At 58.5% G+C, this 15,309-nt stretch carries 15 protein-coding genes; all 15 read left to right on the forward strand.

From position 1 onward, the window contains the following. Positions 1 to 3 precede the first annotated feature (3 nt). The 15 genes from nusB (at position 4) to EZM41_RS09785 (ending at position 15,304) form a co-directional block, all read left to right on the forward strand. On the forward strand, positions 4 to 468 hold the full coding sequence (gene nusB / locus EZM41_RS09715; protein WP_342449291.1) for a transcription antitermination factor NusB: 465 nt from the start codon (positions 4 to 6) through the stop codon (positions 466 to 468). Next, positions 434 to 1,708 (forward strand): exodeoxyribonuclease VII large subunit, encoded by a 1,275-nt coding sequence (gene xseA / locus EZM41_RS09720; RefSeq protein WP_342449292.1) that lies wholly within the window; start codon positions 434 to 436, stop codon positions 1,706 to 1,708. Before nusB ends, xseA begins: the two co-directional genes overlap by 35 nt. Next, positions 1,669 to 2,679 carry an S-methyl-5-thioribose-1-phosphate isomerase gene (mtnA, locus tag EZM41_RS09725; protein ID WP_198470901.1) on the forward strand — a complete coding sequence of 337 codons (1,011 nt, stop codon included), beginning with the start codon at positions 1,669 to 1,671 and terminating at the stop codon, positions 2,677 to 2,679. The genes xseA and mtnA overlap by 40 nt, the downstream gene beginning before the upstream one ends. A 13-nt stretch (positions 2,680 to 2,692) precedes the next feature. Continuing rightward, on the forward strand, positions 2,693 to 3,937 hold the full coding sequence (locus EZM41_RS09730) for an adenosylhomocysteinase (RefSeq protein WP_198470902.1): 1,245 nt from the start codon (positions 2,693 to 2,695) through the stop codon (positions 3,935 to 3,937). Position 3,938: 1 nt separating this feature from the next. Continuing rightward, positions 3,939 to 5,210 (forward strand): amidohydrolase, encoded by a 1,272-nt coding sequence (locus EZM41_RS09735; protein WP_198470903.1) that lies wholly within the window; start codon positions 3,939 to 3,941, stop codon positions 5,208 to 5,210. 37 nt (positions 5,211 to 5,247) lie between these two features. Further along, positions 5,248 to 7,887 (forward strand): alanine--tRNA ligase, encoded by a 2,640-nt coding sequence (alaS, locus tag EZM41_RS09740; RefSeq protein WP_198470904.1) that lies wholly within the window; start codon positions 5,248 to 5,250, stop codon positions 7,885 to 7,887. After that, entirely contained in the window at positions 7,887 to 8,306 is a 420-nt protein-coding gene (gene ruvX, locus EZM41_RS09745) for a Holliday junction resolvase RuvX (RefSeq protein WP_198470905.1), read from the forward strand. The genes alaS and ruvX overlap by 1 nt, the downstream gene beginning before the upstream one ends. Continuing rightward, a complete protein-coding gene (gene miaA, locus EZM41_RS09750) occupies positions 8,306 to 9,289 on the forward strand; it encodes a tRNA (adenosine(37)-N6)-dimethylallyltransferase MiaA (protein ID WP_198470906.1) in 984 nt (327 codons plus the stop codon). The genes ruvX and miaA overlap by 1 nt, the downstream gene beginning before the upstream one ends. Continuing rightward, the gene (gene ispH / locus EZM41_RS09755) at positions 9,286 to 10,131 is read left to right on the forward strand and encodes a 4-hydroxy-3-methylbut-2-enyl diphosphate reductase (RefSeq protein WP_198470907.1); all 846 of its coding nucleotides are present in this window, start codon (positions 9,286 to 9,288) and stop codon (positions 10,129 to 10,131) included. The genes miaA and ispH overlap by 4 nt, the downstream gene beginning before the upstream one ends. Before the next feature lie 6 nt (positions 10,132 to 10,137). Further along, entirely contained in the window at positions 10,138 to 11,772 is a 1,635-nt protein-coding gene (rpsA, locus tag EZM41_RS09760) for a 30S ribosomal protein S1 (RefSeq protein ID WP_446697836.1), read from the forward strand. Positions 11,773 to 11,867: 95 nt separating this feature from the next. Then, entirely contained in the window at positions 11,868 to 12,353 is a 486-nt protein-coding gene (gene def, locus EZM41_RS09765; RefSeq protein WP_342449301.1) for a peptide deformylase, read from the forward strand. 4 nt (positions 12,354 to 12,357) lie between these two features. Continuing rightward, positions 12,358 to 13,284, forward strand: a complete 927-nt coding sequence (fmt, locus tag EZM41_RS09770; RefSeq protein WP_232619282.1) for a methionyl-tRNA formyltransferase — start codon at positions 12,358 to 12,360, stop codon at positions 13,282 to 13,284. Next, positions 13,281 to 13,997, forward strand: coding sequence for a hypothetical protein (locus tag EZM41_RS09775; RefSeq protein ID WP_198470909.1), 717 nt, complete (start codon positions 13,281 to 13,283; stop codon positions 13,995 to 13,997). Before fmt ends, EZM41_RS09775 begins: the two co-directional genes overlap by 4 nt. A 6-nt stretch (positions 13,998 to 14,003) precedes the next feature. Continuing rightward, complete coding sequence (locus EZM41_RS09780; RefSeq protein WP_198470910.1) at positions 14,004 to 14,219, forward strand: 4Fe-4S dicluster domain-containing protein; 216 nt, start codon at positions 14,004 to 14,006, stop codon at positions 14,217 to 14,219. Between the two features lie 20 nt (positions 14,220 to 14,239). Beyond that, positions 14,240 to 15,304, forward strand: coding sequence for a 3-methyl-2-oxobutanoate dehydrogenase subunit VorB (locus tag EZM41_RS09785; RefSeq protein WP_198470911.1), 1,065 nt, complete (start codon positions 14,240 to 14,242; stop codon positions 15,302 to 15,304). Positions 15,305 to 15,309 lie beyond the last annotated feature (5 nt).

Here is a 15,309-nt window from a genome sequence, read left to right on the forward strand (position 1 = left end):
AGGGTGTCGCTTTCGCGCGGCCGACACAGAGCCCGCGAGATCGCCCTGCAGCTTTTATATTCCTTGGATTTGCGTCCCGACCAGAAAGTAGAAGAGGCGCTTGAGCTGTTTCCCTTCGAAGAGGGAGAGGAGGGGAATATCGTCCAATACGCCTCTTCCCTGGTGCGGGGAGTGTGGGCCGTGCGCGCCGAGATAGACAACGAAATACGCCGTCATGTAGTGGGATGGAGGCCCGAGCGGATGGTGGCCGTCGATTTGGCCGCCGTGCGGCTGGCTTTGTATGAGGGCGTGATCGCTAGGCTGGTCCCGCTGCCTGTGGCTATATCCGAGGCTGTGGATCTGGCTAAGAAATACGGCACGGAGCATTCGGGCCGTTTCGTGAACGGTGTCTTGGGGCGAATTGTCCGTGCCTTGGAATTGGAGGAAAGCGTTGGTGCAGGAGAAGGTCAAGATCCTCGGCGTGGATGAAATTACGGAGTATATAAGGTTCCTCTTGGAGAGCGACCGCCTTCTGTCGTCAGTGGTCGTCCGAGGGGAGATATCGGGCTTCAAAAGGCACACAAGCGGCCACGTCTATTTCGTCCTCGCAGGGGAAGAAAGCCGGATCAACTGCGTCCTCTTCCGCGGAGACGCCTCTCGCATCCCCTCTTGGCCCAGAGACGGAGACGAAGTGCTGGTCGAGGGAAGGGTGAGCGTATACGGCCAGAGGGGAACATACCAGCTCTACGTGAGGGACATACGCCCCTTGGGCAAGGGTGCTCAGGCCAGAGCGAAGGAAGAGCTTAAGAAGCGCCTCCAGGAAGAAGGGCTCTTCGAGCAGAGGTTCAAGCGCCCGCTGCCTGCTTATCCGATGAAAGCGGCCGTCGTGACCTCGTCGTCGGGCGCTGCCGTCCAAGACGTGATAAAAGTGGCCAGCCACCGCTTTCCGCAGTGCGAGATCGTGGTTGTGCCGTGTTTGGTCCAGGGCCTGGAGTCGCCCGAGGAGATCGTGAGGGGCTTGCGCATCGCAGGAGGCATAGAGGGCGTGGAGGTAGTGCTCTTGGTAAGAGGCGGCGGGAGCAGAGATGACCTGAACCCCTTCGATGACGAGCGGGTGGTGAGGGCCGTCAGGAGCGTTCCGGTGCCCATCATCACCGGGCTTGGACACCAGATAGACCTCACCCTTTCGGACCTCGCCGCTGATGTCCACGCCCCGACTCCTTCGGCCGCCGCAGAGATGGCTTTCCCGGATCGGATGGAGTTGTTGCTGCGCCTCGAAGCCATGGAAAGGAACGCCTCCTTTTACCTCGGAAAGAGGATCGAGCGCCTTGAGAGCGAGCTCGCGAGGTTGAAAGAAAACCTTGTATCGGTTTGTCTGAGGAGCCACGTGGAAAGGATCGAGCGCTCGGTGCAAGACGCCCTCTCCGGGCTGAATTACGCCGTCGAAGCGCTTCTCTCAGAAGCCGAAGGCAGGCTGGCCGAAAGCGCCGCCTCTTTAAATGCGCTGTCTCCGCTCAAGGCCTTCGGCAGAGGGTGGGTGACTTGCCTGGACGCCGACGGGCGCGTCGTGACGCAGGCCTCCGATTTGAAAGTCGGCGATGAGGTGAAGGTGCAGTTTTCCGACGGCGACGCGGTGGCGGATGTGCGCGAGATCGTACTCCTCCCGCACTGGTTGAGGGAGGTGAAGGCGTGCTCCCCGAGCCTATCGAGTGGAGAGGAGAAGCCTTAGAGCTGCTGGACCAGAGGAAACTGCCCTGGGAGATATCGTATTATCGCTGCGAAGATGCCGAAGGCGTGGCGAAAGCGATAGAAAGTATGGTCGTGCGCGGAGCTCCAGCCATAGGGATAGCCGCAGCCTATGGAGTCGTTCTGGCGGCAACGAAGGGAAAAGAAGCGGCTTTTGGCGCGATAGAGCGTCTCTCCCGGACGCGCCCCACGGCGGTGAACCTCTTTTGGGCCATGGAGAGGATGAAAGAGGTCGTAATGTCTTCGAGCGACGGTGAACTGCCCTCGAAGAGCGAAGCGCTCGCCGTTTCCATACACAGGGAAGACGTGGCGACGAACCGAGCCATAGGGAAGCATGGGGAGGCTCTTTTGCCTGCCGAGGCTTCTGTTTTGACGCACTGCAACGCTGGCGCTTTGGCCACGGGCGGATACGGCACGGCTTTAGGGGTGGTCCGTGCTGCCAAGGAAGCGGGCAAGAGCGTAAAGGTCTTCGTGGATGAGACGAGGCCGCTGCTTCAGGGGGCGCGGTTAACGGCGTGGGAGCTCAAAGAGGACGGCTTTGACGTTACCGTAGTGTGCGACGGCGCCGCGGCCTTCGTCATGAAGAAGAAGGCTATTGATGCCGTTATAGTTGGGGCCGATCGCATAGCGGCCAACGGCGATGTGGCGAACAAGATCGGCACGTTGAGCCTTGCCATAGCGAGCTCGCGCTTTGGCACACCCTTTTACGTGGCCGCGCCAAGGAGCAGCATAGACGTACACGTTCCTTCAGGCGAGGCGATCCCGATAGAGGAGAGGGACCCCGAAGAGGTGCGCTCTTTCGGTGGTAAGGCTGTCGTCCCGCGAAATGTCTCGGCTTGGAATCCCGCTTTTGATGTGACGCCGTCGGAGCTCGTCTCCGCCATAATAACGGAAGTCGGAGTTTTGCGCCCTCCCTACGGCGAAAGCATCGAGCGGGCCATGAAAGCCACTTAGGAGGTTCTTAGCCATGGAGGAGTTTCATATAGCAAATCCGGCCCTGGCGGATCAGGGCGAGGAGAAGATCGCGTGGGCTTGGCGATTCATGCCGGTACTGAAGTCGCTTCAGGGGCGCCTGAAGGGCGGTTTGCCCTTAAAGGGCGTTCGCCTGGCGGCATGCCTTCATTTGGAGGCCAAGACGGCGTGCTTGCTTTGTGCGCTCAAGCGGCTCGGAGCCGAAGTCTTTGCGGCCGGCAGCAATCCGCTCTCCACGCAGGATGACGTCTGCGCGGCTTTAGTGGCCAGGGGCGTTCGCGTCTTCAGCTGGCACGGCATGACGACGGAGGAGTATTTTGCCAACATCTATTCGGCTTTGGCGTGGGATCCGCACGTCATCATAGACGACGGCGGAGACATGATCGTCATGGTGCACGAAAAGCGGCCCGACATCCTGCCTCAGATAAAGGGAGGGTGCGAGGAGACGACGACGGGCGTGAGGCGCCTTAAGGCCATGGCCAGGGAGAAGGTCCTGCAGATACCGGTCATCGCCGTCAACGACGCCTACAGCAAGTACCTCTTCGACAATCGCCACGGCACGGGGCAGTCCGTGTGGGATGCGATCACGAGGAGCACGAACCGCCTAATAGCGGGCAAAGCCGTGGTAGTTGCGGGCTATGGGTGGTGCGGCAAGGGCGTGGCAGCGAGGGCTCGCGGCCTCGGGGCGATGGTGTCGGTGGTGGAGGCCGATCCGCACAGGGCGCTTGAGGCTTACATGGACGGTTTTTCCGTGCTGGATATGGATACGGCCGCCTCCATCGGCGACATATTCATTACGGTCACGGGCAATATCGGCGTCATAAGGAAAAGGCATTTCGTCAAGATGAAAAACGACGTCCTGCTGGCCAACGCCGGCCATTTCGATGTGGAGATAAACATACCGGAGCTCGAGGAGCTCGCGTCTCGCAAATTCGTCTCCCGCCCCGGGATTTGGACTTACGAATTGCCGGACGGCAGGAGCATCCACCTGATGGCCGAGGGAAGGCTGGTCAACCTGGCCTCCGGAGACGGCCATCCGATAGAGATCATGGATTTGAGCTTCGCCCTTCAGCTATTGTCAGCCCTCTACATCTTTCAGCACGATTTGGAGCCGGGGGTACACAAAGTCCCCGATGAGATAGACTTAGAGGTGTCGAGGTTAAAGCTTGAGACCCTCGGCATAAAACTCGAGGCGATGACGCCGGAGCAGGAGTCGTATATGCGGGAGTGGAGGGAATGACATGCTGATTTCGAACGTGATCGCCCTCGACGGCTCGAGGCAGCGGGCGCACGCCTGCGACGTGGCGGTCGAGGGAGGGCGCATCGCCGCCGTTTTGCCGGCTGGCTCGTGCGACGGCGCCGCGACCGTCGACGGCAAGGGGAGGCTGGCTCTCATTCCCGGGTTCGTAAACGCCCACACGCACGCGGCGATGACGCTCCTTAGGGGGTTGGGAGAGGAAAAGGCCCTCCAGGAGTGGCTCGAAAAGGAGATATGGCCTGTCGAAAGGCGGCTAAAGAAGCGAGACATTTACGTGGGGACGCTCCTCGCCATGGTCGAGATGGCCTCCTGCGGCGTAACGTGCTTCGGCGACATGTATTTTTTCATGGACGAGGTGGCGAAGGCGGCCCTCGAAGTGGGCATGAGGTGCGGCATATGCCAGGGCATCATAGGAGCCGAGGAGAGGACTTTGAAGATCGGCCTCGCCTTGGCCGACGAATGGAACGGTCGGGGAGGTCTGGTGAGCGTTCAACTCGGGCCACACGCTCCGTATACGGTCCCCCCGGACATGATGGCCGAGGTGGCTAAAGCGGCGCGCGAACGCGGCCTCGGCGTTCATGTCCATTGGCTTGAGACGGAGTGGGAGCTCAATTACATCGAAAAAGAACTCGGCAGAGACCCGGTGTTCTTCTTGAGCGAAGTCGGGCTGCTCGACGTTTCAAGCCTCGTCCTGGCGCATGGCGTTTGGTTTCCTCGCGACAGGTTGAACGAGATCGCAAAGAGTAACGTAGCGGTTGTGCACAACCCGAGCAGCAACCTGAAGCTCGGCAGCGGAGTGATGCCTATGCCTGAGATGCTTGAGTGCGGCGTGAACGTGGCGTTGGGTAGCGACGGCGCCGCCAGCAACAATCGCTTGGACGTGTGGGGTGAGATGCGCACCGCAGCCCTCCTTCACAAGGGCTTAAAGAGGGACCCCTCGTGCGTCACCGCCCTTCAGGTGCTGAACGCGGCCACCTACGAGGGCGCCAAGGCCTTGGGCTTTGCCGATGTGGGAAGGATCTGTGAGGGGTGGCAGGCCGATCTGGTTTTGGTGGATCTCGACCGCCCTCATTACGTCGGGTGGGATCTCGACAGCTTGGCAGGTTACCTCGTGTATGCTGGTTCCTCTGCCGACGTGAAGGCTACGATGGTGGCCGGCAGGTGGATATATAAGGATGGAGAGTTCCTCGGAGCCGACACTGAGCGCGTTATGGAAGAGGCGGCCGGGTGCCGCAAGCGCCTCGTCGGGCGTTGAGGGTACGCCGTAGCGATAGGAGCGTGGCTTTGCAGAGATGGAATGGAAGAGCGGACGAAACTTGAGAGAGGCTTTTATTTCGTTTTTTGAAGAGCGGGGGCACAAGCACTACAAGAGCTTTCCGCTGGTCCCCGATGATCCGACGGTGCTCTTTACCATAGCGGGTATGGTGCCGTTTAAGCCCTATTTTTTGGGCGCGAGGGAGCCCGAGGTCAAAAGGGCCGTCACGGCGCAGAAGTGCCTGAGGACTAACGACATAGACAATGTGGGTAGAACTGGCAGGCATCACACGTTCTTCGAGATGCTGGGGAATTTCAGCTTCGGCGACTACTTCAAGGAGCAGGCGATACCGTGGGGATGGGAATTTTTGACCCGCGTCGTAGGCCTTGAAGCCGACCGGATGTACGCCACCATATATCGCGATGACGACGAGGCCTTCGAGATATGGCATAAAGTTGTTGGGCTTTCCAAGGAGCGGATAGTGCGGCTGGGAGAGGACGACAACTTCTGGGCCGTGGGGCCGGTTGGCCCCTGCGGCCCCTGCTCTGAGCTGATATATGACCAAGGGCCGGAATTTTCCTGCGGTTCGCCCTCCTGCGGCGTGGGCTGCAGCTGCGACAGATACTTAGAGGTGTGGAACCTCGTCTTCATGCAGTACGACAGGGACACAGAAGGCGTCCTCCGCCCTCTGCCCAAGAAGAACATAGACACCGGTATGGGGCTCGAACGGCTCTGCTCGGTTGTGCAACGGGCCAAAAACGATTTCGGCACGGACCTCTTCAGGCCTATCGTGGAGCGGGTCTGCGCATTGGCCGGCGTCCGCTACGGCAGCGACGGTCGCCAGGACATGGCCGTCAGGGTGATATCCGACCACATCAGGGCCATGGCCTTTTTGGTCGCCGACAGGGTGTTGCCCTCCAACGAGGGCAGGGGATACGTCTTGAGGCGCATAATCCGTCGCTCCATCCGCTACGGCCGTCTCATAGGTTTGGAAAGGCCATTCCTGACGGAACTTTTGCCCGTGGTCATAGATCTGATGGCCGATCCTTACGAGGAGCTGGTGGAGGGCCGATCTACGATAGAGCAGGTCTTGGAATTGGAAGAGCGGCGGTTTGCGCGCACGCTCGAACAGGGCACCGAACTGTTAGAGGCTGAAATTGCCTCTCGCCTCTCCCGCAAGGAGACGATCTTGCCCGGAGATGTGGCTTTCGTCCTGTACGACACCTACGGCTTTCCCCTGGAGCTCACCGAGGAGATATGCAAAGAGAGAGGGCTTTCCGTGGACAGAGAGGGCTTTGCGAGAGAGATGGAAAGGCAACGCGAACTCGCCCGCGCCGCCGGCAGGCGCCCCTCTTCTCTGAAGGAAGACGTATATCTCGAACTTTACGGAGAGCTCGGCGATACGCCCTTTGAGGGGTATGTCCTCTCCGAGGCCGAAGCCAGCGTCTTGGCCCTCGTAAAAGGGGGTGCGCGCGCAAAAACGGCTGGGCCCGGAGAAGAGGTGGAGGTGTTTTTGTCTTCGACCCCCTTTTACGCGCAAAAAGGCGGTCAAGTGGGGGATAAAGGGTGGATCGAGGCCGATGGCACAAGGCTTAGGGTTGACGATGTGAAGTATGCGGAAGGCGGCCTCGTATCGCACCTCTGCACGGTGGAAGAGGGGCGCATATCCGCGGGAATGAAGGTTAGAGCCATCGTAGACGAAGAGAGGCGCTGGGCCATCAGACGACATCACACTGCGACTCACTTGCTTCACGAGGCCGCCGTGAGGGTCTTAGGGCCTCACGTACGCCAGGCGGGCTCGCTCGTAACGCCGGAATATCTGCGCCTCGATCTATCGCACTTTGCGCCCATTTCTAACGACGAGATGAAAAAGATTGAAGAGATTGTGAACGCCGAGATACAGGCCAATGTGCCCCTTCAGGTCCTTCTGTCGTCTTTGGAGGACGCCAAGGCCTTGGGAGCGAAGGCGCTGTTTGAGGAGAAATACGGCGAAGAGGTGCGCGTGGTGCGCGTTCCTGGCTTCTGCGCCGAGCTCTGCGGCGGAACCCACGTGGACGCCACTGGCGACATAGGGCTTTTCAAGATCGTCCGCGAGGAGGGCATAGGAGCCGACGCCAGGCGGATAACGGCCGTGGCCGGAATGCCTGCGTTCAATTGTTTAAGGCAGGCATACGAGGAATTGCGCGGCGCGGCCGAGCGTCTCGGCGCGGATATGTTTGCGGTCTGCGACCAGGTCGGGTCCCTCCAGGATGAGATAAAATCCCTGCGGCGCGCCCTTGAGGAGGCTAAACTCCAGGCTCTCGCCGCTCGTATCGACGACATCTTGAGCAAGAGGGAAGAGATAGGGGGCGTCTCTGTCGTAACGGCGGCCTTCGACGGCGCGGATGTGGGGCTTTTAAGGGAATTGGGCGACCGCGTGAAGTCCAGGCAGCCCCGCTCGCTCGTGGTTTTGGCGAGCCGCGACGGAGAGCGCGCTCAACTCGTCATCATGGCCGACGAAGCTGCCGTCAAAGTCGGCGTTCACGCCGGTAAGCTGGCGAAGGAAGTGGCCTCCCTTGCGGGCGGCGGCGGAGGTGGTAAGGCGCAGATGGCTCAAGTCGGCGGGATAGACCCGTCGAAGGTGGAAGAGGCGCTTAACGGTGTGCCGGATATATTGAGGAGGATGTTGAGCTCGTAATGCCCAGGATCATGGGTTTGGATGTGGGCGAAGTGCGCATAGGAGTGGCCGTGAGCGATCCCCTGGGCTTTTTCGCCCAGGGGATCGCGGTGTTGTCGAGGCGTTCGGAGTGGCTCGAAAGACTTGCCGAGCTCGTCGAGTTTTACGACGTTTCGAAAATAGTGGTCGGCCTGCCGGTGAGGACAAGCGGTCTCGAGGGGGTCGAGGCACACCGCATGCGCAGGGTCGTGAAACTCCTTAGGTCGCGCTTTCCTGTGCTTGAGATCGAGGTGTGGGACGAGCGCTTTACGACGACCATCGCGGAACGGTCTCTCCTCGAGGGGGACGTTTCGAGACTCGATAGGCGCAAAAAGATCGATAAGGTGGCAGCCAGCGTGATGTTACAGAGCTTCCTCGACGCCAAGCGGGAGGGCCTTTGATGCGCGAGGTCGCCCTTTTTAGGCCGGAGTCGGTGAAAAAGCGCTCGATCGTGGCGATCATCGGGCCCACCGCCGTGGGAAAGACCGAGGCGAGTCTCGAATTGGCCGAGCGGCTTGGATGCGAGATCATCTCGGTGGATTCGCGCCAAGTGTATCGCTACCTCGACATCGGCACGGACAAAGTCTCTCCCGAAGTCCGCAGGGTCATACCTCATCATCTCATCGACGTGGTGGATCCTGACCAGATCTTTTCTGCAGCCGACTTCGTGCGCCTGGCCGGAAGCGCCATCGAAGATATACGATCGAGGGGACGCTACCCGCTCCTCGTTGGGGGGACGCCCTTTTACTATAAGGCCCTGATAGACGGCATCCTGACGTCCCAGTTGCCCAAAGACTTGAAATTGAGAGAAAAGCTTGAAAGTAGGGCCAAAGAAGAGGGGAGGTCCTCTTTGCATGAAGAGCTCGCCCGAATAGACCCGGAAACGGCCTCTAAGCTTCACCCGAACGATCTGAGGAGGGTTTCGAGGGCGCTCGAGATATACCTCCTCACCGGGCGCACCGCTTCGTGGTGGCGCAAAGAGGGGAGCCGCATGGGCGGGCTTTACGACGTCCTTTACCTGGGGCTTTACAGGCCCAGGGAAGACCTTTACAGCCGCATAGAAAGCCGCATAAGGAGGCAGTTCGTCTCCGGTTTCGTCGAGGAGGTGGCATGCCTCCTCTCGAAGGGATACGGAGAGGAGTTGCCTGCCATGCAGGGCTTTGGCTACAGGGAGCTAGTGGCATATCACAAGGGGTACATCACGCTCGAAGAGGCTGCGAGGCTCGACGCCAAATCGACCAAGGCCTTTGCGAGAAGACAGATGACGTGGTTTAAGAATTTTTCTCACGTTATATGGTATGATATTTCCTGTATTTCTAATCGTGCGTTGTTGAGCGACATGGAGGGGCATATGCGCCGCGCTTTCGAGGGTTGGGTTTTATGATCGTGATCCTGGCTGACCCGACAGGCCTTTGTTTCGGGGTCAAGAGGGCAATAGAGGAGCTCGAACGCTCCATCAACTCGAGGGGCAAGGTTTACGCCTTGGGTAGCCCCATTCACAACCCCCAAGAGGTGAAGCGCCTGGAAGGTATGGGGCTTGTGGTGGTTAATTCCCCGCAGGAGGTTCCCCATGGGGGCACGGCTTTCATAAGGGCTCATGGCGCTACTCCGCAGGCCATCGAAGAGCTGCGCCGCCGAGGCTGTGAAATAGTGGACGGCACGTGTCCGTTCGTGCGCAACGTCCAGGAGAAGGTCGCTTTCCTCTCGAAGGAGGGATATACGGTCGTCATAGTGGGCGATCCCGATCATCCCGAGGTCCAGGGCATAAGGGGATACGCCGTGGGTGACTCCTTCGTGGTGAGCGATCCTTCGCGAGTCGACCTCGTCCCTTCCTGTGCCGGCCTTGGGGTAGTAGCTCAGACCACCCAGAAAGAAGACGTACTGGCGGCAGTAAGCGCCTCCTTGGTGCCTAAGGCCAAGGAATTGCGATTGTACAATACAATTTGCAGCGCGACGCTTTCCAGGCAGGAAGCGGTGAGGCGCCTTGCAGGCGAGGCCGATGGCATCATAGTCATAGGCGGTCGCAACAGCGCCAACACCGGCAAGCTGGTGAGCATCGCAAAATCTATGGGAGTCGACGTTCAATGGATCGAGAACGCCGATGAGTTGGATTGGGGGGGATTGGAAGGCAAAGAGAAGATAGGCATAGCCGCCGGGGCGAGCACCCCGGGTTGGCTGATAGAAGATCTGGTATCGAGGTTGAGACGGCGGTCGATGGGGGGATAATAGGTTATGTTTGAGGAGCCTGAAAAAGGGCAGATGGATGAAAAAGAGGGAATGAATACACCGCTTTCCGTCGAAGAGACAGAAAGCGAGCAGGTAGAAAGCGGTGCCGGAGCAGTCGAGGCGCAGACCGTTGAACAGGAAGCGGCGGAGCCCGAAACCTCAAGCCGCGTTGAAGCGGTGAGGAGAAGCGGCGAGAGCATGGAGCACATGCTCGAGGATTACGAAGTCGGCAATATCTTCAGAGGCAAGGCTGTGGAAGGCAAGATCGTTAACGCTAACGATGACGGCTGGTTGGTGGACATAAGCTACAAGTGCGAGGGCTTCTTGCCTAAAAATGAGTGGACTCATCGCGTTTTGGTGGATAAGGCTGACCTTCCGCAGGTAGGGGACACGGTGCGAGTGCAGGTTACGAAGATCGTTCGCGGCGAGGAGACTCAGGTGTTCTTGAGCCGCTGGCGCCTCGAGTTTGACGAGCGGTGGAGGGCCTTAGAAGAGGCCGTGAAGGCCAACGGCGTCATCCAGGTCGTCGGCCTGAGGAAGGTAAAGGGCGGGATCATCGTGGATGCCTTCGGCATCGAAGGATTCATACCTATATCCCACCTGGCCGAAGAAGGGAGATTCTTGAATCAGTCTAAATTTATCGGAGAACCCTTCGAGGTGAAGGTCCTCGAGATGGACAAGCGCAAGAGGCGCCTCGTGTTGTCGAGGAGGATCCTCTTGGAAGAGGAAGCGGCCAAAAAGCGCGAGGAGTTTTACAACTCCGTATCCTTAGGCGACATCTTCGAGGGAACCGTGAGCAGTATAACCTCGTTCGGTGCTTTCGTGAACTTGGGAGCCATCGAAGGCCTGGTGCACGTGAGTGAGCTTTCGTGGAGGCGCAGCGCGAGACCTCGCGACGTGGTCAAAAAGGGAGAGCGCGTCTCCGTCAAGCTCATAGGGCTGGATAAAGAGAGCGGCCGCGTATCGCTCAGCATCAAGCAGGCCCAACCGGACCCATGGGACGTGGCGATTGAGCATTGGAAGGTCGGCGATCGCGTTACTGGCAAGGTCACCAACCTTACGGACTTCGGCGCCTTCGTGGAGATAGAACCTGGCGTAGAAGGGCTTATTCATATAAGCGATTTGAGCTGGTCGCGGATCAAGCACCCCAGGGATGTCTTGAAGAAGAACCAGCAGGTCGAGGTGCAGATCCTCGAGATCGACCCGTCGCGAAAGCGCATCAGCCTCGGTTATAAGCAGCTTCACGATCCGTGGCTCGGCGTTGAGGAGCGATATCACAAGGGCGACGACGTGACGGTGAAGATAGTGAGGCTCGTGGAATTCGGCGCCTTCGCCCAGCTCGAGGAGGGCGTAGAGGGGCTTATTCATGTCTCTCAGATCAGCAGGCGCCCTGTGAGCAAGCCCGGTGACGTTTTGAGCGAGGGACAGGAAGTGACGGCTCGAATCCTCGACGTCAATCCCAAGGAGCGCAGGATCAGGCTCAGCATTAAGGCCGCTCAGGAGGAAGAGGAGCGGAAGAACAGGCGTGGTCGAGGCGAAGAACGTAGGAATCGCGAGGCTAAGGCGCAAGAGGCGGAGTTTCAGAACACCGAACCATCCGTCACAATTGGCGAGCTTATAAAAGGCCAACTGCCCGAATAGGGTGTATAATATAAAAGAATTTCATATACGCATGGACGCCCTCGCATGCGGGGGCGTCGGGACTTGCACCTTATGGGGGGTTGGCTTGTTTGGCTGTGCGCGAGATTCTCATATACCCCGATTCGCGCCTGAGGGCGAGGAATGCCCCGGTTGAAGATTTTTCCGAAGAGCTGCGCTCGTTGGTAAGGGACCTCTTTGAGACCACTTATTCATATGACGGAGTCGGAGTTGCAGCACCTCAAGTCGGAGTTAATTGCAAACTCGCCGTGGTGGCTTGGGAGGACAAGAAATTGGTCCTGGCCAATCCGCGGGTCCTGCTTCAAGAGGGCGAGGAGGAGCGGGAAGAGGGGTGTCTCAGTTTCCCCGGAATATTTGAAAACGTAAAGCGTCCCCAGAAAGTTACCGTCGAGGCCATGGACGAAGAGGGCAAGCTCTATACCGTCGAGGCCGAAGGCTTTTTGGCGAGAGCATTGCTCCACGAGATCGACCACCTCGAAGGAAAGCTTCTCATAGATTACCTTTCTCCAATGAAAAGACAACTTGTGAAGAAAAAGATGAAGCGCCAGCGAAGGGACGAATGATATATTGCGCCTGTGGTTTATGGGTTCAGGGAGATTTGCTGCGAGGTGTTTCCTCGAACTTTCTGCTTCCTTGCACTTCGAGGTCGTGGTAGTGCCGCCTCCCAAACCCGCTGGAAGGGGGCTGAAGGAGTCGCTGTCTTCTCTGGAGGAAGTGGCGAAAGTCGGTTACGGGCCGTTGATACGGACGCGCGATGTAAACCGTGAACCGACCCTCCTCGATACGCCCCGCAAAGAGTGGCCGGATGTGATAATAGTTGTAGATTTCGGCCAAAAGATAAAGGAACCCATCTTATCTGCGCCCACCTTTGGGTGCATCAATATCCACCCTTCGCTTTTACCCGCTTACCGCGGAGCAGCTCCAATACAGAGAGCCTTAATGGATGGCAAGGAAGAGACAGGCGTTACCGTCTTCAGGTTAGTGGATGCGATGGACGCCGGCCCGATATTGGCTCAACGCCGCTATCCCATATCACCGGATGCTACCGCGGGCCAGCTCTGTGAGGCCTTGGCCCGCGAAGGGAGTCACCTCTTGCTCGAAGTCTTAGAGGGCTTGTCTAAGGGATCGATAAGGGAGGAGCCTCAGGACGAATCTGAGGCTACCTACGCTCCGAAGATCACAAAGGATGAGGCCCTCATACGATGGGATGAATCCTCAAAGCGCGTTCACGACTTGGTGAGAGCCTTAAACCCTGCCCCCGGCGCCTTCACTTTCGCGCACGGAAAAATATTGAAAATCTGGCGCGCCTCTATTGCGGATGGCATTTGCGGCAAGCCCGGTGAGATCGTAGAGATCGAAGGCGGGCGACCGGTCGTGGCCTGCGGCAAAGGCGGTGTCGTGTTGCTCGAAGTGCAGCAGGAGGGAAAAGAGCCTCGCGATGCTGCGGCTTGGTGGCGCGGTGCCAGGTTGAAAAAAGGGGATGCCTTGGGATGAATTCAACCTTCAAAGATCGCTTCAAGAGCTTTCCCTGGGGGAAAGCTGTAGCGGTAACAGGAGCCTTGGGGGCTGGCAAGACCGAGTGGGCGCTCAATTTGTCTATGGCTTTTTTAGCCCTCGGAGAGAGCGTAACCTTGGCCGACGTGGATATCTTGAACCCTTATTTTACAGTGAGGAGCCTCTCGAGTCTGCCGTTCTCCGAAGGGCTTTCCGTAGTCTGCACGGCAGGCGAAGCGAGATGGAGCGACTTGCCTCTCGTTCCACCCGCCGTAGGCAGGGCCTTGTTGAAAGAGGATGAACGAGTCTGCATCGACGTCGGAGGGGGCGAAAGAGGGGCCATGGCCCTCGCGCAGATCGCGCCCCTCATGGATCAGGTAGGTTACACGTTGCTATACGTGGTGAACCCCTATCAGCCCAGCACGGCAAGTCTGGATGGAGTGCAGAGGCTGCTGCAGGGGCTCGAGCGCGCCTCTAAGACGAAGGTCACCGCCCTCGTCGCTAACCCTCACCTGATGGAGGGCACCACGCCCGATGTGGTAGTGGCCGGATACGAGAAGGTGAATGCCTTTTCACAAGCTTTGGGGATCCCCATCCTTTTCGTCGGAATCTCTTCTGCGCTTTATAATGAAGTGGCAACCGTATTCGATGATACAGGGGCGCTGTTATGGCCCATCGAGCGGATGGTTTTAATGCCTTGGGAAAAGAGGTGAAGCTGAATGCCGAAAGGGCGCGTAGTGATCGATGAAGAGCTGTGCAAGAGCTGTGGTCTGTGCGTTGCATCCTGTCCTACCAAGGTGCTTTCCATATCCGACAAAGTCAACAGCAAGGGATATAGACCTGCTACGCAGGCAAAAGAGGGATGCATAGCCTGCAAAATGTGCGCCACTACCTGTCCGGATGTGGCTATCACTGTCTACCGCATCGATGAATAACTTGTGGAGGTGAAACGAAGATGGGCGAGCGTGTACTGATGAAGGGCAACGAAGCCCTTGCAGAGGCGGCCATTCAAGCCGGATGCAGATATTTCTTCGGCTACCCCATAACGCCACAGAATGAGATCCCCGAATATATGTCGCGCAGGCTCCCCGAGGTCGGCGGGGTTTACCTTCAATCCGAAAGCGAGGTCGCCACGATAAACATGCTCTTCGGCGCTGCCGGGGCTGGGGTCAGAGTAATGACGTCCTCTTCGAGCCCTGGGATTTCGCTCATGTCTGAGGGGATCAGCTATATAGCGGGGGCTGAGCTTCCCTGCGTGATCATGAACGTGATGCGCGCTGGGCCTGGGCTCGGCGGCATTCTACCCGGTCAGGCAGATTATTTTCAGGCCACGCGGGGCGGCGGTCACGGCGACTACCGTCTGTTGATTTTGACGCCGGGGACCTTGCAAGAGGCCATAGACCTCGTCATGAAGGCCTTTGACCTTGCCGATCTATACCGCAACCCCGTCATGGTCTTGGTGGACGGGTTTATGGGCCAGATGATGGAAGCGGTGGAGTTCAAGGTGCCCGAGAAGCTGGAGCTTCCCGATAAGAAAGAGTGGGCCGTCGGATACAGGAAGGAGCGCGGCCGGCGAGCCATCGTTAAGACGCTATCCCTTGAGCCCGATCCCTTGGAGGAGCATAACCGTCGCCTCCAGGAGAAATACCGTAGGATCGAGAAGAACGAGGTGAGGCACGAGAGCTACATGATGGACGACGATGTGGAGCTCGTCATGGTCGCCTACGGCACCACCAGCAGGATAGTGCGCTCATCGCTAAAAGCCTTGCGCGCTGAGGGGATAAAGGCCGGCATGGTCCGCCCGATCACGGCTTGGCCGTTTCCCTATGAGCCGTTCAAAAAACTCCCCCCGAGCGTAAAGTCCGTTTTGGCGGTGGAGATGAGCTGCGGCCAGATGGTCGAAGACATAAAACTCGGCGTGGCGGAGCGCTTTCCCGTCCACTTTTACGGCCGCTGCGGAGGTAACGCCCCTTCGGTCGAAGAAGTCGTCCGCGCGGCCAAAGAGATCCTGGGGTGTTGAAGGAG

The sequence above is a fragment of the Acetomicrobium sp. S15 = DSM 107314 genome, from assembly GCF_016125955.1.
Taxonomy (GTDB): Bacteria; Synergistota; Synergistia; order Synergistales; family Thermosynergistaceae; genus Thermosynergistes; species Thermosynergistes pyruvativorans.